Annotated in this window: 22 protein-coding genes; 17 read left to right on the plus strand and 5 right to left on the minus strand. The window is 46.0% G+C overall.

What is annotated here, in order from left to right:
* Positions 1 to 40: 40 nt before the first annotated feature.
* Positions 41 to 3,028 (minus strand): ribonuclease E, encoded by a 2,988-nt coding sequence (gene rne, locus QMG91_RS05530; RefSeq protein WP_281829438.1) that lies wholly within the window; start codon positions 3,026 to 3,028, stop codon positions 41 to 43.
* Positions 3,029 to 3,801: 773 nt separating this feature from the next.
* Here rne and rluC point away from each other — a divergent pair.
* Positions 3,802 to 4,752 carry a 23S rRNA pseudouridine(955/2504/2580) synthase RluC gene (gene rluC / locus QMG91_RS05535; RefSeq protein WP_022551194.1) on the plus strand — a complete coding sequence of 317 codons (951 nt, stop codon included), beginning with the start codon at positions 3,802 to 3,804 and terminating at the stop codon, positions 4,750 to 4,752.
* Between the two features lie 72 nt (positions 4,753 to 4,824).
* Here the strand turns inward: rluC and QMG91_RS05540 are convergent, their stop codons facing one another.
* A complete protein-coding gene (locus QMG91_RS05540) occupies positions 4,825 to 5,406 on the minus strand; it encodes a Maf family protein (RefSeq protein ID WP_281829440.1) in 582 nt (193 codons plus the stop codon).
* 138 nt (positions 5,407 to 5,544) lie between these two features.
* Here QMG91_RS05540 and yceD point away from each other — a divergent pair, with 138 nt between their 5' ends.
* The 14 genes from yceD (at position 5,545) to ptsG (ending at position 18,015) form a co-directional block, all read left to right on the plus strand.
* Positions 5,545 to 6,069 (plus strand): 23S rRNA accumulation protein YceD, encoded by a 525-nt coding sequence (gene yceD, locus QMG91_RS05545; RefSeq protein WP_004406121.1) that lies wholly within the window; start codon positions 5,545 to 5,547, stop codon positions 6,067 to 6,069.
* Between the two features lie 30 nt (positions 6,070 to 6,099).
* On the plus strand, positions 6,100 to 6,270 hold the full coding sequence (gene rpmF, locus QMG91_RS05550) for a 50S ribosomal protein L32 (RefSeq protein ID WP_004406120.1): 171 nt from the start codon (positions 6,100 to 6,102) through the stop codon (positions 6,268 to 6,270).
* 9 nt (positions 6,271 to 6,279) lie between these two features.
* Positions 6,280 to 7,305, plus strand: coding sequence for a phosphate acyltransferase PlsX (gene plsX / locus QMG91_RS05555; RefSeq protein WP_004406118.1), 1,026 nt, complete (start codon positions 6,280 to 6,282; stop codon positions 7,303 to 7,305).
* Between the two features lie 5 nt (positions 7,306 to 7,310).
* Positions 7,311 to 8,264, plus strand: coding sequence for a beta-ketoacyl-ACP synthase III (locus QMG91_RS05560; protein WP_004406117.1), 954 nt, complete (start codon positions 7,311 to 7,313; stop codon positions 8,262 to 8,264).
* Positions 8,265 to 8,340: 76 nt separating this feature from the next.
* Positions 8,341 to 9,264 (plus strand): ACP S-malonyltransferase, encoded by a 924-nt coding sequence (gene fabD / locus QMG91_RS05565; protein ID WP_281829445.1) that lies wholly within the window; start codon positions 8,341 to 8,343, stop codon positions 9,262 to 9,264.
* A gap of 27 nt (positions 9,265 to 9,291) precedes the next feature.
* A complete protein-coding gene (gene fabG, locus QMG91_RS05570) occupies positions 9,292 to 10,026 on the plus strand; it encodes a 3-oxoacyl-ACP reductase FabG (protein WP_004406113.1) in 735 nt (244 codons plus the stop codon).
* 167 nt (positions 10,027 to 10,193) lie between these two features.
* Positions 10,194 to 10,427 carry an acyl carrier protein gene (gene acpP, locus QMG91_RS05575; RefSeq protein WP_004406112.1) on the plus strand — a complete coding sequence of 78 codons (234 nt, stop codon included), beginning with the start codon at positions 10,194 to 10,196 and terminating at the stop codon, positions 10,425 to 10,427.
* Positions 10,428 to 10,523: 96 nt separating this feature from the next.
* A complete protein-coding gene (gene fabF / locus QMG91_RS05580; RefSeq protein ID WP_004406090.1) occupies positions 10,524 to 11,768 on the plus strand; it encodes a beta-ketoacyl-ACP synthase II in 1,245 nt (414 codons plus the stop codon).
* A 97-nt stretch (positions 11,769 to 11,865) separates the two neighbouring features.
* Positions 11,866 to 12,672 carry an aminodeoxychorismate lyase gene (gene pabC / locus QMG91_RS05585; RefSeq protein ID WP_004406089.1) on the plus strand — a complete coding sequence of 269 codons (807 nt, stop codon included), beginning with the start codon at positions 11,866 to 11,868 and terminating at the stop codon, positions 12,670 to 12,672.
* Positions 12,669 to 13,685 carry an endolytic transglycosylase MltG gene (gene mltG / locus QMG91_RS05590; RefSeq protein ID WP_281870191.1) on the plus strand — a complete coding sequence of 339 codons (1,017 nt, stop codon included), beginning with the start codon at positions 12,669 to 12,671 and terminating at the stop codon, positions 13,683 to 13,685. The genes pabC and mltG overlap by 4 nt, the downstream gene beginning before the upstream one ends.
* On the plus strand, positions 13,682 to 14,320 hold the full coding sequence (tmk, locus tag QMG91_RS05595; protein WP_022590073.1) for a dTMP kinase: 639 nt from the start codon (positions 13,682 to 13,684) through the stop codon (positions 14,318 to 14,320). The genes mltG and tmk overlap by 4 nt, the downstream gene beginning before the upstream one ends.
* Positions 14,320 to 15,279, plus strand: a complete 960-nt coding sequence (gene holB / locus QMG91_RS05600; protein ID WP_281829488.1) for a DNA polymerase III subunit delta' — start codon at positions 14,320 to 14,322, stop codon at positions 15,277 to 15,279. The genes tmk and holB overlap by 1 nt, the downstream gene beginning before the upstream one ends.
* Positions 15,269 to 16,036: a TatD family hydrolase gene (locus tag QMG91_RS05605; RefSeq protein ID WP_281829490.1), complete on the plus strand. Its 768-nt coding sequence runs from the start codon at positions 15,269 to 15,271 to the stop codon at positions 16,034 to 16,036. The genes holB and QMG91_RS05605 overlap by 11 nt, the downstream gene beginning before the upstream one ends.
* Before the next feature lie 479 nt (positions 16,037 to 16,515).
* A complete protein-coding gene (gene ptsG, locus QMG91_RS05610; protein WP_004406081.1) occupies positions 16,516 to 18,015 on the plus strand; it encodes a PTS glucose transporter subunit IIBC in 1,500 nt (499 codons plus the stop codon).
* A 54-nt stretch (positions 18,016 to 18,069) separates the two neighbouring features.
* Here ptsG and QMG91_RS05615 read toward each other — a convergent pair whose 3' ends face one another.
* The 3 genes from QMG91_RS05615 to QMG91_RS05625 are packed head-to-tail and all read right to left on the minus strand — an operon-like array spanning position 18,070 to position 20,742.
* A complete protein-coding gene (locus tag QMG91_RS05615; protein WP_281829492.1) occupies positions 18,070 to 18,843 on the minus strand; it encodes a heme ABC transporter ATP-binding protein in 774 nt (257 codons plus the stop codon).
* A complete protein-coding gene (locus QMG91_RS05620; RefSeq protein ID WP_281829494.1) occupies positions 18,840 to 19,874 on the minus strand; it encodes a FecCD family ABC transporter permease in 1,035 nt (344 codons plus the stop codon). The genes QMG91_RS05615 and QMG91_RS05620 overlap by 4 nt, the downstream gene beginning before the upstream one ends.
* A 13-nt stretch (positions 19,875 to 19,887) precedes the next feature.
* Complete coding sequence (locus tag QMG91_RS05625) at positions 19,888 to 20,742, minus strand: heme/hemin ABC transporter substrate-binding protein (protein ID WP_022590077.1); 855 nt, start codon at positions 20,740 to 20,742, stop codon at positions 19,888 to 19,890.
* Positions 20,743 to 21,080: 338 nt separating this feature from the next.
* Here QMG91_RS05625 and hutW point away from each other — a divergent pair, with 338 nt between their 5' ends.
* Complete coding sequence (gene hutW, locus QMG91_RS05630; protein WP_022613144.1) at positions 21,081 to 22,445, plus strand: heme anaerobic degradation radical SAM methyltransferase ChuW/HutW; 1,365 nt, start codon at positions 21,081 to 21,083, stop codon at positions 22,443 to 22,445.
* A gap of 18 nt (positions 22,446 to 22,463) precedes the next feature.
* On the plus strand, positions 22,464 to 22,970 hold the full coding sequence (hutX, locus tag QMG91_RS05635; protein ID WP_281829497.1) for a heme utilization cystosolic carrier protein HutX: 507 nt from the start codon (positions 22,464 to 22,466) through the stop codon (positions 22,968 to 22,970).
* The last annotated feature ends 7 nt before the right edge of the window (positions 22,971 to 22,977 follow it).

The raw sequence follows: 22,977 nt of genomic DNA on the forward strand, positions 1-22,977 counted from the left end.
ACGGGTCGCGTTTGCGACCCGTTTTCGTTTCTGGTTCAGATTAGCTGAAATCAGGCTTTGCCATTTCAGCAGAAGCGCGGTTTTTCGCAGAAACGGCTCCGGCTCCAATTGGCTGGAAGCGTTCTGTACGGAAAGGCGCGGCAACGACCTGAATCTCGCGCATCTCAGTGCTACCCGGCGCACTTGCCATTGGCGCTGAAACGTGAGATTTCACCTGATGAGCGACTTTCACCTTAATCGGCTCTGCAGATTCTTCGGCTAAAGAAGCTTGTACTGGTTCTTTAACTTCAGTTACTGGCGCTGATTCAGTTTCCGCAACAGTATTCGTTTCCACAGGCGCATCTATCAGTGCTTCTGGCTCCGCTTTTGTTTCAACTGCTGGTGCTACAGTTTCAGTCGCTGATACTGCTTCTTGTTCAGGTTTATCTGCCGCTACAACAACATCATTCTGAACAGGAGCTGCTTCAACCACAGGTGCTTGAACAGCTGCTACTGGTTTTTCTTCAACTGCAACCTCTTCACGACGAATGATCACTTTGCCCATTGCCATTTCTGGGAATGCGTAACCACCATGTACTGGTGCTGCCAGTTCAACTTTCTTCCCAACCTTGTCGTCTTTACGACGTTTTGGCTTAGCAAGATCGTATCTAGGCATGACTTTACCCATCGCCATCTCAGGTGACGCTACACCACCTTTACGTAGACGGAACGGGTTCGGCTTGCGATCACGACCACGGCGACGACGCTGACCACTCGCACGTAAATGACGAGGTGAACGACGGTTACGACGTTGCTTGGTTTCCTCTTCTTCACCTGCTGTTTCCGGCTTCTTCGCTTCCACTTCAGCAGCCTGTTTTAGTTGCTGTTCGGTGTTAGCTTCTTCTGCCGCTTTCTGGTCTTTAACGCGAACTTGTTTCTTAAGGTTACGACGCTGACGACGTTCTTTAACCTGTTCCGCTTTCTTCTCTTTTCTCTCTGGTTTAGCGGTTGCTTGAGCATCAGCGGCTAGCTGCTGACCTTCTTTCGCTAGTTTAGAATTCTTGTTCTCGTCTTTGGTGCGTTTCTCATTACGAGGTTTGCGGTTTTGCTTACGAGAATCTGCAGCTTTCTTAGTATCGTTTTCAGATACCTCAGCTTCCTGATCTCGATCGCGGCGACGATTACGGTTTTTGTTATCACGAGAGTTACGACGGCGGTTTTCACGCTGGTCTTTGCGATCACGACGCTGGCGGTTGCCACGGCGATTATCCGTTCTTTCTTCTTTCTTCTCTTCTTGTTTCTGCTCTTCTTCATCAGAGCCAAACAGGAAGCTACCCAGAGCTTTGAAAATGCGACCAAACAATCCTGGTTGAGCATCTTCTTCTTTCTTCACTTCAGGCTTTTTAGCAGGTGCTGGTTTTGGTGCCGGAGCAGATTGCGCCGGTGCAGCAAACCCTTTCAGAGCAGGCTCTTCAATCTTCTTAGGCTTAAGAGAAGGCTCTTCAGATTCTTTCGCTTCTGCTTCTTTCATTGCTTCCAGTTTCTTTGGAACCAGGTAGGAAAGCAGATCTTGCTCTTCACCATCACGAACACGAATTACTTCGAAGTGCGGCGTTTCCATATCTGAGTTAGGAACAACCGTGATCTTCACTTCCTGGTGTTTCTCGATGTGGTTCACCGAGCGACGTTTTTCGTTCAGAAGGTAGGAAGCAATAGCAACAGGAACAACAGCCAGTACTTGGGATGTGTTGTCTTTTAGTGCTTCTTCTTCAATCAGACGAAGAACGGACAGAGCCAGTGATTCATTATCACGAACCACACCTGTACCAGAACAGCGAGGACAAATGTGATGGCTTGCTTCTGCCAGAGAAGGGCTCAAGCGCTGACGAGACATTTCCAGAAGACCAAAGCGAGAGATACGACCAATCTGAACGCGGGCACGGTCTAAACGAACGGCTTCACGCAGACGGTTCTCAACTTCACGCTGGTGGCGAACAGGCGTCATATCGATAAAGTCGATAACAACCAGACCACCCAGGTCGCGTAGACGAAGTTGACGGGCAATTTCATCAGCTGCTTCCAGGTTGGTGTTTAGCGCGGTCTCTTCGATGTCACCACCCTTAGTAGCACGCGCTGAGTTGATGTCGATAGACGTCAGTGCTTCTGTCGGGTCGATTACAATAGAACCACCAGACGGAAGGCGAACTTCACGCTGGAATGCTGATTCGATTTGGCTTTCGATTTGGTAGTGACTAAATAGCGGCACTTCACCGTCGTACTTCTTAACTCGATTAATGAAATCCGGGCGAACCAATTGGATGTGCTGTTTAGCACGCTCATAAATGGTGTTGCTATCAATCAGGATTTCACCAATGTCGCGACGCAAGTAGTCACGAATTGCACGTACGATGACGTTACTTTCCTGATGAATCAGGAAAGGGGCTGCATTGGCATCAGACGCTTCTTTAATTGCGCTCCAGTGATTAAGCAGAACATTTAAGTCCCACTCTAGCTCTTCAGCACTTTTGCCTACACCAGCTGTACGTACGATCAAGCCCATGCCCTGAGGCAATTCAAGAGTGCTTAACGCCGCTTTCAGTTGTGTACGCTCATCACCTTCGATACGGCGTGAAATACCGCCAGCACGAGGGTTGTTAGGCATAAGAACCAGGTAACTACCAGCAAGAGAAATGAAAGTAGTCAGCGCAGCGCCTTTGCTACCGCGTTCTTCTTTTTCTACTTGAACAATAACTTCTTGGCCTTCTTGTAGCACTTCTTTGATGCTAGGACGACCTTGGTAGGTATAACCTTCAGGAAAGTAATCTTTGGCAATTTCTTTAAGAGGGAGGAAACCGTGTCTCTCGGCACCGTAGTCTACAAATGCAGCTTCAAGGCTAGGTTCGATTCGAGTGATACGTCCTTTGTAGATATTCGCTTTTTTGGATTCGTGACCAGGACTCTCGATATCTAGATCAAAAAGTCGCTGTCCGTCGACCAAAGCGACACGCAACTCTTCTTTTTGAGTTGCGTTGATTAACATTCTTTTCATTGTAAAAAAATCTCGTTGTCTTTTTCTTTGTTTTCATTTTTCAGCTTGTCGTTTAGCACTTTGCTTGTGGTGTCTGATCCCATGGTTTTACGATGCAACCTCACGGCTGGAAGGGATGCTCTCGGACACTTCAGTTGCCACACCTAATTAAAAAGTGTGACCTGCCGAATTTGGCAGTCATAACTCAACACAAATAAAGAGAGTAGAACGACAAGTGACACTTCCATTTCTATGTCTGACGCCGACTGCTGCATAGAAGCTGAGAAGCGATCTACTCTTTATTGCTGATTGCTCATGGATTCTGCTACCAAGGAAACAGAGAATGGGTAAAGGTTGCGGTTTGAAAAGATCCAATAGCGGAAAAGTTGATCCCGGAATTGCCGGTAAAATGTAATTCACGCTTGTTTCTTGGAAAAGTTATCTGCGCAACTGACCTAACACAGCTCTGTTTATCGGTTTGAGTACAAAATGTAATCAATTCGACCATTGCAGCACTGAACTATAGCAGTGCAAAGAAAAGTGGGCAATCAGGATTCATAGAAAGCATCAAAAAAATGAGAGATGAATAGTTTAACTGTTCAGTAATTCACTGTTATTAATGGTTAAATTAGTAAAAATCAATGAATTGTATATTTATTCGCCCACCAGTTATTCACAACTTTTTTCACTGCACAATTTTCTAAGTTTTTGCTTTTTGCCCAAATGGTCGTTCGCTTCTCCGCTAGCACTCATTTTATCTAGCTTCAAAGATTGAAAATGTTAGAATGCGCGTCATGAACGAAATCAAAACTTCCGTACAGTTCGTCGATATCGACGACGACATGGCTGGGCAAAGAATTGATAACTTTTTGCGCAATCAGCTTAAAAATATCCCTAAAAGCATGATTTATCGCATTTTGCGTAAAGGCGAAGTGCGCGTGAATAAAAAAAGAATCAAAGCAGAATATAAGCTCCAGGCTGGTGATACTGTTCGAATTCCACCTGTTAAAACATCAGCAGAACCAGAAGCAGCCCCTGTGAGCACTAAGCTGAACAAAGTTGCGGAGCTAGAGCAGCACATCATTTTCGAAGATGATCATATGCTGATCCTGAATAAGCCGTCTGGTATTGCTGTGCATGGTGGCAGCGGTTTGAAATTTGGAGCGATTGAAGCTCTTCGGGCTTTGAGACCTGATGCTCGTTTTCTGGAGTTGGTTCACCGAATTGACCGCGATACATCGGGCATTCTACTGGTGGCGAAGAAGCGTTCGGCGCTGCGTCATCTGCAGGCTCAGTTTAGAGAGAAGACGGTTCAGAAGTATTACTTTGCGCTAGTGATGGGGCAGTGGAAAAGCAGTTGCCGAGTCGTGAATGCTCCGCTTCTGAAAAATGAAGTCAACAGCATTGTTCGGGTAAACCCGAAAGGCAAACCTTCGGAAACACGCTTCAAAGTGCTGGAAAAGTTTGAGCAAGCAACCCTGATTCAGGCAAGCCCGATTACGGGGCGAACCCACCAAATTCGAGTGCATACGCAATACACAGGGCATCCGATTGGCTGGGATGACAGGTATGGCGATCCTCGTTTCGATGCTTATACAGCAAAGGTAGGTTTAAACCGTCTGTTTTTGCATGCAGCAAACATTAAGTTTGAGCACCCTGGGAGTGGAGATAAGGTCGATATCTCTGCCCCGATGGGAGATAAGCTCGAAAAAGTGTTAACTGGGCTTCGAAAGCTCAAAAGCTAACTGTCCAATCGCACAGACATAAAACAGATATAAAGAAGACCGCATGAATCGCGGTCTTTTTTAGTTTGACGGCTAGATGACTTTAAAGCCTTGTTTCTCTAGCATTGAAATAAGCGTGATGAGCGGAAGACCAACTAATGTGTTTGGGTCTTTTCCTTCCAGGCGTTCAAACAGTGCAATTCCCAAACCTTCACTTTTAAAGCTGCCTGCACAATATAATGGCGCTTCCTTATCTACATAATTTTCTATCATTGATGCAGAAAGTTCGCGAAAGTGAACTTTAAAGGTATCTATCTCCACATCACACTGATCCGTTTGAGAATTATAAAGAGCAACTCCGGTGTAAAAAGTGATGGCTTTGCCGCTTTGTGAAGTCAGCTGCTTTATCGCATTTTCCCGGGAGTGAGGTTTACCGACGATCTTTCCGTCGATCACACAGATCTGATCCGAACCAATGACCAGAGCGTCCGATTCTACTGAACAAGAGCGTGCTTTCAGTTCGGCTAACCGTAGAACAAGATCTTCAGGCGATTCGTTCTCTAAAGGCGTTTCATCGCATTTGGGTGATGCGACTTCAAAGGGTACACAAAGCTTGTCTAAAATAGTGCGCCTGAAAGGGGAGGTGGATGCCAAAATCAAAGTGCGTGAAGTCATGGTTTTCGTCAGAATAATTACGGGTTTGTGGCAGAATAAACCAAGTTTTATTGCTTATCCTAATCGTAAGGAAAAAAACTCAAGTTTTTTACCTTTTTCTTTGACTCAAGAGGATTTGAACGATAATATTCGCGCCCTATGCAAAAGGTAAAAATACCGCGAACGGTTGACCCGGCGAAAGCGGCTCAGAAAAGATTAGATTACGATGGCATCATCCAAACTAGCCTTTTCAAACGCTTAACTGATACAGCCGAAGGCGTAAAACGTGACGCAGAAGTCTCATTGTCCTTTGGGCATGATGAACAGCGATTAGTCGTTATCTCTGGTAAAGCTAACGTCGAAATCGATTTAGAGTGTCAACGTTGTAATGAAGTTTTCGCACATGAGTGCGAAGTCCAATTTACTTATACTCCTTATTACAGTGAGAAAAGTGAAGAGGATGCACCGGAAGAGTACGATTTGGTAGATCTGAACGAGTACGGTGAAGTCGACCTCATACAACTGGTTGAAGACGAGTTCATCTTATCTTTGCCTCAAGTTCCAATGCACGATGAAGCGGATTGTAGCGTTAATTCAGACAATTTGGTGTTTGGCGAAATCCCCGAAGAAGTGGTGGAAGAGAAACCGAACCCATTTGATGTTTTAAAAGACTTAAAACGTTAATTTTTAAGTAATAACATAGGAGTAGGGTCAATGGCCGTACAAAAGAGCAAGAAATCACGTTCAATGCGTGGCATGCGTCGTTCACACGATGCGCTAACTTCTAGTGCACTATCTGTAGACGCAACTTCAGGTGAAACTCACCTACGTCACAACGTGACTGCTGACGGTTACTACCGTGGCAAAAAGGTTATCAACAAGTAAGGTTGACCTTTGCAAACTATTACCGTTGCACTTGATGCAATGGGCGGGGATTTCGGTCCCCGCGTAACAGTGCCTGCCGCCGTGCAGGCATTGTCGCATTTCCCAGAGCTAAAAGTGATCTTAATTGGTGATCGCGATCTGATCACATCTCAACTTTCCCGAATTGGGTATATCCCAAATTCACGCTTAAGTATCAAACACAGCGATCGTACCATCTCCAATACCGAGCGTCCGTCTCAGGCTTTGCGTAACAGTAATGGCAGTTCGATGAAACTGGCGATAGATTCTGTTGCCGATGAATCTGCGGATGCATGTGTAAGTGGCGGAAATACGGGAGCGTTGATGGCGTTGTCGCGTTTTCGCTTAAAACTGTTACCTGGAATAGAAAGGCCTGCGCTGGTCTCCGCATTACCCACAGCCAATGGCAACAAAACCTGGATGCTGGATTTGGGGGCGAATGTATCGTGCGATGCCGATACTTTATTCCAGTTTGCAGTTATGGGCAGTGCACTCGCTGAACAGCACTTGGCTCGTACACCCAAAGTCGCGATTTTGAACATCGGTGAAGAAGACATCAAAGGCAATGATCTGGTAAAACGCTGCTCCGAATTACTTTCAGAGACCGAAGCAGTGGACTACGTAGGTTACGTAGAAGGGGATCAGTTATTGCATGATTCAGCCGATGTGGTCGTATGCGATGGATTTGTCGGCAATGTTTGTCTCAAAACAACGGAAGGGGTTGCTCATCTTTTTATAGATAAGTTGAAAAGCCAGCTTGGAAGTTCGGGTATAAAAGCCTGGATTGCAAGAAAATTGTTCGGTGGGCTAATGGATGAGCTAAAAAAACTGAACCCCGACCAGTATAACGGCGCAAGTTTGTTAGGATTGCGCGGCATTGTCATTAAAAGTCATGGAAGTGCTGACGTATCTGCAGTCGTCAACGCGATTGGCGAAGCAGTACACGAGGTCAAACGACAGGTTCCCAGCCGGATTAGCGATCGTTTGGAAGCGGTTTTACTCGAGAGGCATTATTAGTCTTCATGTATAGCAAAATTTTAGGAACAGGCAGCTACCTGCCGTCTCAAGTGCGTACTAACGCCGATCTTGAAAAAATGGTAGATACAAGTGATGAGTGGATCGTAACTCGTACAGGCATTAAAGAGCGCCGTATCGCAGCAGAAAACGAAACGGTAGCGGACATGGCTTACCATGCTTCGGTAAATGCCATAGAAATGGCGGGTATTGATCGCAGAGACATCGACCTGATTATCGTTGCCACAACGAGCGGTAGTCATGCCTTCCCATCTGCAGCCTGCCAATTACAAGCTCAACTCGACATCAGCGGCTGCCCGGCATTCGACTTAGCGGCGGCTTGTTCGGGTTTCGTTTATGCTTTATCGGTTGCTGATCAACACATCAAAACAGGCATGTGTAAGAATGTTTTGGTTGTCGGTTCGGATACTCTATCCAAAACCTGTGACCCGACTGACCGCTCCACCATTATTTTGTTTGGTGACGGTGCGGGCGCCGTTGTGGTCGGTCAGAGCGAAGAACCTGGCATTCTATCGACCCACCTGCATTCCGATGGTCGTTTTGGTGATCTACTGAACTTACCTTTGGCAAGCCGTGAAGATGCAGAAGCGGATAAGTGGCTGCATATGGCAGGTAACGAAGTCTTTAAAGTGGCCGTTACTCAGCTTTCACGTCTGGTAAAAGACACGTTAGAAGCGAACCAAATGGAAAAAGCCGAATTGGATTGGCTGGTACCTCATCAGGCTAACCTAAGAATCATTTCGGCTACAGCGAAAAAACTGTCTATGCCTATGGAGCAAGTGGTGGTTACACTCGATCGCCATGGTAATACCTCTGCGGCAACCATCCCAACCGCCCTTGACGAAGCGGTACGAGATGGACGAATTCAACGTGGTCAGACGCTTCTTCTTGAAGCATTTGGCGGTGGCTTTACATGGGGATCGGCGCTCGTTCGATTCTAATCATTTCTGCCAGGCAGCCAGTTACGTGCTGTCTGGCATTTTCAATTTTATTGCATTGCTTTAAAGGAACTTTACGATGAGCAAGTTTGCTGTTGTATTCCCAGGTCAAGGCTCACAAGCTGTTGGCATGCTGGCTGAACTAGGCGAGCAACATGAAGTAGTAAAAAATACATTTGCAGAAGCTTCTGATGCTCTAGGCTACGATCTTTGGGCTCTGGTACAAAATGGTCCGGCTGAAGATCTGAATCAAACATTCCGCACTCAACCAGCATTACTGGCATCTTCTGTTGCCATCTGGCGTGTGTGGCAAGAGCAAGGCTTAGCAGCACCAGAAGTGCTAGCGGGTCACAGCTTGGGCGAATACTCTGCACTGGCTTGTGCGGGCGTTATCGATTTCAAAGAAGCCATTAAACTGGTTGAGCTACGCGGTCGCCTTATGCAAGAAGCGGTACCAGCAGGTACGGGTGCAATGTACGCTATCATCGGCTTAGCGGATGATGCGATTGCGAAAGCGTGTGAAGAGGCTGCTCAAGGTGAAGTTGTTTCACCTGTAAACTTTAACTCTCCTGGTCAGGTTGTTATTGCAGGTAACAAAGACGCAGTTGAACGTGCAGGTGCATTGTGTAAAGAAGCTGGCGCTAAGCGTGCCTTGCCGCTTCCTGTTTCCGTTCCTTCTCACTGTGCGCTAATGCAGCCAGCCGCTGATAAACTGGCTGAAGCATTGGAAGCGATCGAATTCAGCGCGCCAAGCATTCCTGTCATCAATAATGTTGACGTGGCGACTGAAACTGATCCTTCAAAAATTAAAGATGCACTGGTTCGTCAGCTTCACAGCCCGGTTCGCTGGACTGAAGGCGTTGAGAAGATGAGCGAGCAAGGCATTGAAAAATTATACGAATTGGGTCCAGGTAAAGTACTGACTGGTCTTACAAAACGAATCGTGAAAACGCTTAGCGGTGCAGCTGTAAATGACGCAGCAACGTTAGAAGCGGCTAAGTAGTTTTAAATTTAAGGAATAATCAACATGATGAATCTAGAAGGCAAAATTGCTCTGGTTACAGGTGCAAGCCGTGGTATTGGTCGTGCAATCGCTGAACTTTTGGTAGAACGTGGTGCCACAGTAATTGGTACTGCAACAAGCGAGAACGGTGCGGCAGCGATCAGTGAGTATCTTGGCGAGAACGGTAAAGGTCTTGCTCTGAACGTGACTGATGCGGAATCTATTGAATCTGTTCTTAAAACCATCAATGATGAGTTTGGTGCGCTGGACATCTTAGTAAACAACGCGGGTATCACACGTGATAACCTGCTGATGCGTATGAAAGATGATGAGTGGACAGACATCATGGATACTAACTTAACTTCGATCTTCCGCTTATCTAAAGCGGTACTTCGCGGTATGATGAAAAAACGTAACGGACGTATCATCAATGTTGGTTCGGTTGTTGGTACTATGGGCAACGCTGGTCAGACAAACTACGCGGCTGCTAAAGCGGGTGTAATCGGCTTTACTAAGTCGATGGCACGTGAAGTTGCGTCTCGTGGTGTGACAGTGAACACAGTTGCACCAGGTTTTATTGAAACTGATATGACAAAAGCGCTGAATGATGAGCAACGTGCTGCTACACTATCAGCGGTACCAGCCGGTCGTCTTGGTGACCCGCGTGAGATCGCATCTGCAGTGGCGTTTTTAGCATCACCAGAAGCGGCTTATATTACAGGTGAAACCCTGCATGTAAACGGCGGTATGTACATGGTTTAAGTCTTGCGTAATTGATTTATGCATGATTTAGGTCAAAAATGTACCGAATTTCGGGAAAAATCGCGCAAATTGTGGTTTGACCAGCAAGGACACCCTTGCAACTTTTAAAAGTTTGAATAAACTACGGAAAACATCGCATAAAGCGAAGTCTGTAAAGGAAAAGAAAAATGAGCAACATCGAAGAACGCGTAAAGAAAATCATTGTTGAACAGCTAGGTGTAGACGAAGCAGAAGTTAAGAATGAAGCTTCTTTCGTTGACGATCTAGGTGCTGATTCTCTGGACACTGTAGAGCTAGTTATGGCTCTAGAGGAAGAGTTCGACACTGAGATTCCAGACGAAGAAGCTGAGAAAATCACTACTGTTCAAGCTGCAATTGACTACGTGAACAGCGCTCAGTAATTTGCACTCCCAGGCGGTCATCCTTGACCGCCTGAGTTTTTATCGTCTATCTTCTATCCTTTCACTTTATCAATTTCAACTCCGGAGAGTTATATCGTGTCCAAGCGTCGTGTAGTTGTCACTGGCATGGGTATGTTGTCACCGGTAGGCAACACTGTAGAATCATCGTGGAAAGCCCTGCTAGCAGGTCAGAGTGGTATCGTCGATATCGATCACTTTGATACTTCCGAATTTTCAACTCGTTTTGCAGGTTTGGTCAAAGACTTCAACTGCGAAGAGTACATGTCTAAAAAAGACGCCCGTAAGATGGATTTGTTCATCCAGTATGGCATTGCTGCGGGTATTCAAGCGCTTGATGACTCAGGTCTGGCGGTTACCGAAGAAAATGGTCCCCGAGTAGGTGTTGCCATTGGTTCGGGTATCGGCGGTCTAGGCTTAATCGAAGCTGGTCACACTGCGCTATACGAAAAGGGTCCACGTAAAATCAGCCCATTCTTTGTACCTTCAACCATCGTTAACATGATTGCGGGTCACCTTTCTATTATGAAAGGTCTTCGTGGTCCTAACATTGCTATTTCAACCGCTTGTACAACAGGTTTGCACAATATCGGACATGCGGCACGTATGATTGCATACGGAGATGCAGATGCCATGGTAGCGGGTGGTGCAGAGAAAGCATCTACCAGGCTTGGTATTGGCGGTTTCGGTGCTGCAAAAGCCTTGTCCACGCGTAACGATGAACCTCAGAAAGCATCACGTCCGTGGGACAAAGATCGCGATGGTTTCGTTCTTGGTGACGGTGCTGGCATGATGGTACTCGAAGAGTATGAACATGCTAAAGCGCGCGGTGCGAAAATATACTGTGAGCTTGTCGGCTTTGGTATGAGCGGTGACGCTTTCCACATGACTTCTCCAAGTGAAGACGGGTCTGGTGGTGCATTGGCAATGGAAGCAGCAATGCGTGACGCAGGCGTAACTGGCGAACAAATCGGTTACGTGAATGCACACGGCACTTCAACACCAGCGGGTGACATTGCAGAAATCAAAGGCATCAAGCGTGCTCTAGGTGAAGCTGGTTCTGAAAAAGTGCTTGTGTCTTCTACCAAGTCTATGATTGGTCACCTGTTGGGTGCAGCTGGCTCTGTAGAAGCCATCATCACTGCTTTGGCTCTGGTCGATCAGAAAGTACCACCAACAATCAACCTGGACAACCCAGACGAAGGTACTGAAGGTATCGACCTGGTTCCACATACGGCGCGCGATGTGAATATCGAATACGCTTTGTGTAACTCGTTTGGTTTCGGTGGAACAAACGGCTGTCTGATCTTCAAAAAGATCTGATGCGATTCTAAAAGAATCGATAGAATAGTATAGTTAAGCTTGTTTTAAAGCGGCTTGATGCTTAGCATTGAGCCGCTTTTGTTTATATGGAGTAGCTATGATTCTCGTCAACGGACGACCACAAGAACTCTTTTCTGTTACCGATCGAAGCTTCCAATATGGAGATGGATGCTTTTCGACACTATTGACCTGTAAAAAGCAGATTCAATCCTGGAATTACCACAAAGAACGTTTGGCAGAATGCCTGACGGTGTTAAAAATCCCGGCTCCGAATTGGCAACAAGTTTATGAATGGTGCAACAAAGTCGCTTTAGACGATGAAAAAGCAGGCTTAAAAATTCATATCAGTCGCGGGACAGGGGGCAGAGGCTACGGAACCGAAGGTACTTCTGCACCAGCCGTTACAGTAACGGCTTTTGCGTTTCCTGCGCATTACAACAAATGGGTTCGTGAAGGCATTGAGCTAGGTGAGTGCAAAACTCAGCTTGGACATCAGCCTTTACTCGCTGGGCTGAAGCATAATAATCGACTGGAACAGGTTCTGGCTAAGTCTGAAGTCGAGAAAAATGGCTGGAAAGATGCGATCGTCTGCGATATTGATGGCAATGTCGTAGAAACTAGCGTTGCGAATCTGTTTTGGCTAGATGATGGATTCAGGCTCTGCACACCTAAGCTTCACCTGGCTGGTGTTGCAGGCATCATGCGAAAACAGGTGATTGAAGAAGCCATGAGTAGGCGTATGACGCTCGTTGAGCGCTCGTTTTCTATGGAAGAGGTCTTGGATGCAAAAGAAGTCTTCATCACCAATGCTCTTCTACAAATTTGCCCCGTGACAAAAATAAACGAGACTGAGTTTGAAATCGGTCCAATTACCAAAACATTTCAGGAGATATTTTTAACGTGATTAAAAAGATTGCGGTTGTTTTGGCTCTCGGCATCGCAGTACTGATCGCTGGTGGGCTTTACGTCAGTCAACAGGCTAAAAACTATGTTGGTCAAACTTTAGAAAATGCTCAGCCTACACTCATCACCATTAAATCTGGCACCAGCTTTCAGGGCGTATTGACTCAACTGGAACAGACAGAATTGATTGCTCCAAGCCCATTTTCTAAGTTAATCCGCCATTTGTACCCAGAATTAGTTAGTGTTAAAGCGGGAACGTTTATGTTACCTGCGTCGCTTTCATTAAGTGATGCGCTGAAATTTTTAGGTGAAGGAAAAGAGCACCAGTTTTCCATCACCTTTGTTGAAGGAACGACGTTTAAAGAGTGGCGAGCGGTCTTGGACGGTTCTGAACATCTTCGTCATTTAACGAAAGACAAAACGGAAGCAGAAATTGCACAAGCGCTCAAGATTGGTGGTGAAAAGCTAGAAGGTCTTTTCCTCGCGGAGACATACCACTATACAGCTGGCACCTCTGATCTGGATATTCTTAAGCGTGCGAACAGAGATTTAAATCGCGTATTGAGCAGTGCCTGGGATGGGAAGCAAGAAAAGCTTCCGCTTAAATCCAGTTATGAAGCGCTGATTCTGGCTTCTATCATAGAGAAAGAGACGGCCATAGATGAAGAGCGTGAGCGTGTGTCTTCGGTTTTTATTAATCGACTAAATAAAGGGATGAGGCTACAAACAGATCCTACCGTAATCTATGGCATGGGTGACAGTTACGATGGCAACATACGTAAGAAAGATTTAAGAACGCCGACCCCGTATAATACTTATGTGATTAAAGGGCTGCCACCGACTCCAATTGCCATGGCGGGACCCGCGTCCATCTATGCGGCGGTCAATCCGGAAGAAAGTAGTTACTTGTATTTTGTGGCCAGTGGTCACGGTGGTCACGTATTCAGTAAAAACCTTGCTGCTCATAACCGAGCGGTTCGCGAATATTTAAAAGTATTAAGAAGTAAGAAATGATCCCAGCGAAATTTATCGTCATTGAAGGGCTTGAAGGGGCAGGTAAAAGTACTGCTATTCAAGCGGTAAAAGAAAAGCTTGAACAGATCGGTGTTGAAAACATCGTGAATACGCGGGAACCTGGCGGAACAGCGTTAGCCGAAAAAATGCGCGCTCTGGTAAAAGAAGAGCACGAGGGTGAAGCGTTACAGGACATTTCTGAGCTTCTGCTCATGTATGCCGCTCGCGTTCAGCTGGTCGAGACGGTGATTAAACCTGCTCTGGAAAGTGGTTCTTGGGTAGTAGGAGACAGGCACGACATGTCGTCTCAAGCTTATCAGGGTGGTGGTCGCCAAATCGAACGCGACACCATGAGCGCATTAAAGCGAGTCTCGCTTGGTGAATTCAAGCCAGATCTGACGATTTACCTCGATATCGACCCGAAAGTCGGATTGGAACGCGCGCGTGGTCGTGGTGAACTTGATCGTATTGAAAAGATGGACATCAGCTTCTTCGAACGAACTCGTGATCGTTACCTGGAAATGGCCCATGCAGATTCAAGCGTTGTTATTGTTGACGCACAACAATCCATCGATCAGGTGGCAGACAGCATTCGAAACGCATTACAAACCTGGTTTGAAAACCTGGAGCACTAATGGACGCGTTATACCCCTGGCTACAGACAACTTGGGAACACTGGCAAGCTTTGCTACGCAATGATCGAGTAACAGGTGCTTTGCTTTGTCATGCCCATTCAGGTCTTGGTGCAGAGCAGTTAGCGTCAAAATTTGGAGAAGCGTTGGTCTGCGTAAACTCAGATGATGATGCGTGTGGGTTTTGCCATAGTTGCGATTTATCTAAGTCAGGCAGCCATCCCGACATCCATCAGATTTCCCCTGAGAAAGAAGGCAAAACCATCTCGGTTGACCAGATTCGACAGGCAAATCGTTGGGCGCTGGAATCGTCTCAGCTGGGTGGGAAGCGCCTAATTGTTATAGCACCTGCTGAAGCCATGAACGAATCTGCCTCTAATGCGTTACTAAAAACGCTGGAGTCTCCAGCTGAAAACTGTGTCTTCCTGTTACTGACAGGTGATAAGCATCAACTGTTGCCAACAATAGTGAGCCGCTGTCAGCAATGGGACATTGTTCAGCCAGACCAGCAGCAGGCGATGAGCTGGCTAAACCAAAATAGCGATAAACCAGTCAGTGAACTAGCGCTAAAGCTTACTCACGGTGCTCCGCTATCAGCTCAGGCGTTTGTTGAAAGTGGTTCGGAAAAGGTATTTTTAGAGATGAACCACGTTCTGGTGGAGCAGCTCTCTGAACCGATACCGTCATTCGGTCAAGTCTGGAAGAGCTTAAAAGATGCGCCTGTTGAACGTTTGGGCTGGCTCAGTATTCTCCTGACCGATATCCAGAAAAGTCACTTCGTTCAAAATAAAGAAAAGCAGGTGGAGCCACTAGCCAAACTGGTGAGTTATGATCTTGCTTATAAAAAAACACGAGAATTAAACCAGCTTATTCACCAGTTAAAAACATTTCCCGGCTTAAACGCGGAATTACTGACTGCAGAGTGGTTTTTAGATTTACACGAGAAGAAAAATGTTTGTTGATTCACATTGCCACTTAGATAAGTTGAATTATGAAGATTTGCACACCGATGTGGCAGATGTTGTAGAGAAAGCAGAACAAGCTAAAGTTGAGCACTTATTATCGGTGGGCGTGACGTTAAACAGCTTTCCGAAAATGATAGATATGATTCGACCATTTGAAAACGTGTTCGCATCGTGCGGCATTCATCCTTTAGATGTAGAAAGCGATTTTACACTCGAAACGTTGCATGAATATGCTAAGCACCCTCGTGTTGTTGCGGTTGGTGAAACGGGTCTTGACTACCATTACAAACCGGAAACTAAAGCCCTTCAAATCGAGCGATTCGAGCAACAAGTCGAGCTTGCTGTTGAAATCAATAAGCCGCTGATCATTCACACGCGAGAAGCCAGAGAAGATACTCTTAGTATATTAAGAAATGGTCAGGCTCAGAAATGTGGTGGTGTCATCCACTGTTTCACAGAGGATTTACCCTTCGCAGAGGCGGCAATGGAACTGGGTTTCTATATCTCTGTTTCCGGCATCGTGACATTCAGGGCGGCAACAGAGCTTAAAGAAGTGGTGAAAGCGCTGCCGATGGACAGGCTTCTGATTGAAACCGATTCACCTTATCTGGCACCGGTTCCTCATCGTGGAAAAGAGAATCAACCAGCTTACGTTGTAGAAGTCGCTCAGTATATTGCGCAGCTAAAAGAAGTGTCTTTAGGGGAGGTTGCTCAAACAACCACCAGAAATTTCCAAAATCTTTTTTTGAGATAAAAAGTTCAAATTCGATAAAAAGGGAGCGAAAGCTCCCTTTTTTTATTCCAAATCAAACTTTGTGAGACGTTCACTATATGTGTTGGCGAATAAAGTAGCAAAAATAAGAACTTGTAAATTTGTTACGTAAAATAACAAGTGTTTATTTTTTGTTTACCTTATGTCAAGTGTGGGTGTGATATTTATCTTTATTAAAAACAATGAATTAGATATTTGAAAAGCATTACATCGTAAAATTTGAACTGTGATCCCGGTACTGTTTTGGAACTAAATTTCACAATCCAATTTAAAGGGTGAGATAGGTCACGAAATATTTAGAGGCTAAAAATATAATTCTCAACAGGAATTCGTTCCTTTGAAACCTGACATGTTTACTAGTGTGATTGGTATCGAGATACAGGTACTGATCGTGGATGGTACAAGGCTACGGGGGTGTGCCGTCAGTGTTCAAAATATAATAATCAATCAGGAGCATAAACATGTTTAAAAATCTTTTCGCTAACCTGCAAAAAGTAGGTAAGGCGCTGATGCTTCCCGTCTCTGTGCTGCCAGTCGCGGGTATTCTATTAGGTGTCGGTGCCGCCGATCTCAGTTTTATCCCAGAAGTCGTATCAAGTTTAATGGAAAAAGCAGGGGGCTCTGTCTTTGGTCAGATGCCACTACTTTTTGCTGTAGGTGTTGCTTTAGGCTTCACAAATAATGACGGTGTATCCGGTCTTGCTGCTATTGTCGGCTACGGCATTATGGCGGCAACTTTGGGTGTGCTTGCTCAAATGGATGTTGAATCTGCTCAGGCTGCTGCACAGGCGGCAGGTCAGGTTCTGGATGACAGATCTATCGATTTGATCACCAAGCAATACGAGACCGGTGTACTAGGTGGCATTTTGGTCGGTGGTATTGCGGCTTGGTCATTTAACCGTTTCTTCAAGATTCAGTTGCCTGAATACCTTGGCTTCTTTGCGGGCAAGCGTGCAGTTCCAATTATTACTGGCTTCTTAGCCATCGCATTGGCACTTGTTCTTTCAATCGTATGGCCTCCAGTCGCAGTGGTTATGCAGACGTTCTCCGATTGGGCTGCTCATCAGAACCCAACCGTTGCTTTCGGTATCTACGGTATTATTGAACGTTCACTAATCCCATTTGGTTTGCACCACGTTTGGAACGTGCCTTTCTTCTTCGAAGCGGGTTCATGTCTGAATGCAGCGGGTGAAGCTCAAAACGGCGTACTTACTTGCTACCTTGTTGCAGATGAAGCGTCTCGTGCTGCGGGTAACGGTTTTGGTCAGCTTGCGGGCGGCTACATGTTCAAGATGTTTGGTCTGCCAGCAGCAGCAATCGCTATTGCTCACTGTGCGAAGCCAGAAAATCGCGCAAAAGTAATGGGTATCATGGCATCTGCTGCTCTGACTTCATTCCTGACCGGTATTACGGAACCAATTGAGTTCTCATTCCTGTTTGTGGCGCCTGTACTATACGGAATCCACGCATTGCTAGCAGGTTCTGCGTATGTTGTGTCTAACATGCTAGGTTTTGTACACGGCACGTCTTTCTCACACGGTCTGATCGACTTTATTGTTCTGTCTGGCAATGCTCAGAAACAAGTACTGATGATCGCTGTAGGTCTTGGTTATGCAGCAATTTACTACTTTGTTTTCCGCGCAGTGATCACTGCACTGGATCTGAAAACACCAGGTCGTGAAGAGGAATCAGAGGAAGAAGCGACAGTGTCAACAGGTACTGAACTGGCTGGTGACCTTGTTTCTGCGTTTGGCGGTAAAGGAAACATTACTGGTTTGGATGCGTGTATCACTCGCTTGCGTGTTTCAGTCGCAGACACTGAACAGGTTGACCAGGATCAGCTGAAGAAGCTTGGTGCAGCAGGTGTTGTTGTGGTTTCTGGTGGTGTTCAGGCAATCTTTGGTACTCGCTCAGACAACCTGAAAACGGATATGGATGAGTGGATTCGCAATAACGCGTAATACTTAGTAATCATTAAAAAAACCAGCCGAACTTCGGCTGGTTTTTTTGTTTTATTAATCTGGGTAGACGACGGGATATTGATGTTTAGGATGTTTTTCGATGAAGGTTTTGAATCCGTACACATCTTCGATCAACTGGGAGTTCAGAGCTTCCCAAGGTGAGTCATCTTCAACAATCTTTCCGTTATTCAGGAAAATCATTCTGTCTGAATATTGTGCCGCCAAATTTAGGTCGTGCAATACAACGATAACTGCCGCTCCTTCTGCTGCCAACTCTCTTGCCAATGCTAACGTGCTGTGTTGGTGAGCAAGATCCAGAGCCGAAGTAGGCTCATCCAGCATCAGGATTTTATTATCACTACTGGAAATCTGCAGCAATACTCGCGCTAAGTGAACCCGCTGCTTTTCTCCGCCAGAAAGAGAAGGGTACAGGCGGTTAGCCAAGTCTGAAACGTCCACTTTACGCATCATCTCTGATGCCAGTGGTTTTATTTCTGAGTTAGGAAGAGCCAATGGCATGGCACCAAGTTCAACCACTTCCTGAGCAAGAAATGGGAAACTCAAAGTACTTTGCTGAGGAAGCATGCCTACGTACTTCGCTAATTCGGTTTTATCCCATTCAGTACGTGACTTATTCAGATAGTAAACGTCGCTTTCACTTGGGATTTCGCCATTTAAAATTTTCAGCAGGCTGCTTTTACCTGCGCCATTTGACCCCATCAGCGCAGTCACTTGACCTGCGTAAATGTCGATAGAAAGATCATCGATGATTTTTCGATTGCCAAAGCTCAAATTAAGGTTTTTAGCCGAGATAACTGGAGTGGTCATATCATTTTCCCTCTCTGTTGGATCAAAATAAGAAGGAAGAAAGGTGTACCAATCAGAGCCGTCACAATACCCACCGGGAGTTCGGCAGGTGCCACTGCTACTCGAGCAATCATATCTGAGCCAGTTAATATCAGCGCGCCAAATAAAGCGGAGAGAGGAAGTAAACCTCTATGATCCGGACCAACCAGCATTCTTATCAGGTGAGGGACGATAAGACCGATGAATCCAATCACTCCAGTCAGGCTGACCGCAACGCCCACACCTATGGCAGACAACACAATCAAACGACGCTTAAAGGACTGAACGTTGACACCCATATGCGCGGCTTCAGATTCTCCGAGCAACATGGCGTTTAAAGGCATCGCCTCACGACGGAAAGTGATGTACAGCAAAAGTAAGGTGATGCTGCCTAAGCCAATTCCTGACCACGTAGCACCCGCTAATGAACCCATAGACCACAAAGACAGGTCACGTAGTGCCTGATCGTCTGCTGCGAAATTCAGATATCCGATTCCAGCACCGCTAAGTGCACTAATGGCAATACCTGCCAGCAGCATGATGGTTACAGATGTCCCAAATTTGCTGGTGCCCAGACGATAAACAATCATGGTTGCGATTAAGCCACCGATAAACGCAAAAATCGGAACAGCAAACAGGCTAATTATGGTTGCTGCTTCTTCGAGCCAACTGGCAAAAAGCACCATTGCAATAGCTGCTCCGAGCATTGCCCCTGCAGAGACGCCAATAATGCCTGGTTCAGCCAGTGGGTTGCGGAACAACCCCTGCATTACCGCACCACAAAGCGCGAGAATCGCACCAATAATTATGCACATAAGTGTGCGAGGTAGGCGGATTTCGTTGATAACAATTTTGATGTGATCCGGCAGCGTAAAAGCCGATGGAAACAAGCTTTTGAAGCTGTCGGCAATGGTGATGTTTATTGGACCGACAGCGATAGAGCTTGCAGAGGTAAACACCAATAACGCGACAAACAGCATTACTAACGCTGAAATTGGAATTTTTCTGAGCATAGATAGCGTTTTCTTATGGGTAAAGGATTTGGTTAACTCGTTGAGCTTCTTCTAGGGTTCTCAACCCAAGACCGCCAACTAGTGCTTTTCCATCAATAGTGACAAACGCTTTGTTTTTGCCTGCAGGAGTGGCGGCAAGCAAAGGCATGGTTTTCAGAATGGCATCGGCACCACCCAGTTTTTCCCAACTGCGACCACTTACCAGAATGACGTCTGGTTGCATCTCTACAAGAGATTCAGTCGAAAGAGGCTTATAGGATTTTACCGAAGCCGCTACCGGATTAAATGCACCAGCAAGAGAAATCAGTGCATCTGGTGTTGTTTCGCTACCGGCAACATTGGCTGGGCGACCTTCATGAATCAGCAAGAAAAGGACGCGCTTCTGCTTGGCTTTATCAGGATGGTTTTTTGTGATGGTGTCGATTTGAGTCTGAACTTTATCTTTTAAAGCAGGTGCTTGCTGCTGAGAACCCGTAATTGAAGCCACTTCGTCAATTCGAGACAGCAGACCTTCAACAGTAGGAGACGTGTTCACCACTTCTACCTTTACTCCAGCGTTTTTTAGCTGGCTTAGTGCCGTTGCTGGTCCCATTTCCTCAGAACCGATCAAAGTGTTAGGCGCCAGAGCCAGAAGCCCTTCTGCCGAAATTCTTCTGTGATAACCGATCACAGGAAGCTCTTTGCCCTCAGGCTGGTTGCTTGTTACGTCGATCGCGACAAGCTGAGAGGAAGCCCCCAGAGCGTCGACCAATTCTGTGACTGCTGCTCCGGCGCTGATCACGCGTTCTTGAGCAAAAAGGGACGTACTAATGAGCAAAGTTGCCATTGCAATGGTAATGGACTTAAAAGTAGATAGGATCTTTTCCATGATTGAAATGTTCTTAATTTGGATGAGGTTTCAGTTAATCACATTGCATATTGGCGCATTTAGAAATAAAAATACTATTGTGACAGACTGATACGAATGACACTAATTATCAATTGCATTATCATAATCTGAAAATTACTATATTGCGAGCTTAGTTATATATACCCAAGTGACCTTAGGATTCGGCGCTCAGAGTTTCATATTCTGTCTGATGCTATAAGAGTAATTGGCTGGGATTCGTCGTTTATTTTGATGGTAATCGCAGAGACCGAGCACAGCTGAATACCAAGAGATTACTTCGGTATAAGCGTTATGAGGCACATTGTGTGTAAACTAAGATGACTATAAACCTTCAAGTGCTGGACGAATCTGTATTGGGAACATCCACCCCGGATCCGTTGAGATTTGCCTTCGAAAAAAAGCGCTCAGCGCATGCTGGAGGTCGTTCACAGCCTCCACTTTCTCAAGAGCAATTATCTGAACAGCTAAAACTCGCATTGTCTGGGTCGGAGTTAAACCCAAACAAGAAAAGATGCCTTTATGTTCATATTCCCTTCTGTCGGGTTCGTTGTACGTTTTGCAATTTCTTTCAGAATGCAGCAAGTCGCAAGCTGGTAGATGAATATTTTTCTGCATTGCTTGTAGAACTGGAACATAAAGCGAAACAACCCTGGACTCAGTCCGGTGCGTTTCACGCTGTGTATATTGGTGGCGGTACTCCTACGGACCTGTCATCAGAACAAATTAGGATCCTGGGAACAAGAATAAGGACTCTGTTTCCATTGACCACGGATTGTGAAATTACACTTGAAGGTCGAATTAATCGCTTTAGCGATGAAATGTTTGAAAATGCGTTGGAAGGAGGATTTAACCGATTCTCCTTTGGTGTGCAAAGCTTTAACACGCTCGTTCGTCGAACCGCAAAACGTTTGGACGACAGAGAAGTGGTGCTTAATCGCCTTTCTGAACTGAGTCGACAAGATGAAGCGCCGATTGTGATCGATCTGCTTTACGGGTTGCCACACCAAGACAGGCAAGTCTTTGAACAAGATTTGAATGACTATCTTGAAACAGGCGCTCACGGTATTGATTTGTACCAGCTTATGGTTGGTGGTTCAGCGCCGATGATCAATCTGGTCGAGAAAGGAAAAATGCCTCCGCCAGCAACAACACCTGAAAAAGCGGAGTTGTTTGCTGCTGGGGTGAGTTTTATGGATAAGCACCACATGCGTCGCTTAAGTGTGAATCACTGGGCGCTCGATAACCGCGAACGCAGCTTGTACAACAGCATCGCGAAAACGTCGGCAGAAGTACTGCCCGTTGGCTGTGGGGCTGGTGGTCATTTATCAGGTTACTCCCTGATGAATGTCCGAATGCTGGATCAGTATTTGAAGCGAGTGAAATCTGGTGAGCCAACTGCGGCAATGATGATGCCCAGAAGCAAAGACGCCGATTTACATGACGAGATTAAAGCAGGCTTTGATGCCGGAGTTCTCGCCGCGAGAAACCTGGAAAAACTGGGTTACTCAGGAGTGTTTGAGTGGCTTGAACCGCTATTCAAACACTGGGAATCAAACGGTTTAGTTGAGCGGGATGGGCGTTATCTGCAATTGACACTTGCTGGAGCATTCTGGTCTGTCACCCTTGCACAAGGCGTGATTCAAGCACTTCAAACTTACGAAAATGCTGCGAGTGTTGCGTAGCTGTTAACTGGAAATATTATGGATAAAGAACAATTAAAACAAAATGTTGCTGAACTGCTAGAGCAAGATGAAACGTTACTTCCTTCGACCATCGCAGAGCAATTAAATGTATCAGAACTGGAAGTGGTTCGTTCACTTCCAGGTGGCATGGCGACGATGATTGCGGGTGAATCTGCTCAGGAAATTCTGGAAGGTTTAGTCGATTGGGGACCGGTAACAACGATTGTTCACTCAATGGGCTCAATTTTTGAAGTGAAAGCCCCATTCCCTAAAGGCAAGGTAGCACACGGTTATTACAACCTGATGGGTAAACAGGGCGAAATGCACGGTCACCTTAAGCTGGATCTGGTTAAAGCCGTTGCTCTGGTCAGTAAGCCTTTCCGTGGTAAAGAAAGCCATTACTTCGGTTTCTTTACAGAGCAGGGAGACAGCATTTTCAAAATTTACCTGGGTCGAGATGAGAAGAGAGTGCTCATTCCAGAGCAGGTAGAAAAGTTTAACGCGCTAAAGAAGCAATACGCGTAGTTCAACT

This window comes from Vibrio nigripulchritudo, from assembly GCF_027924785.1.
GTDB classification, from domain to species: domain Bacteria; phylum Pseudomonadota; class Gammaproteobacteria; order Enterobacterales; family Vibrionaceae; genus Vibrio; species Vibrio nigripulchritudo.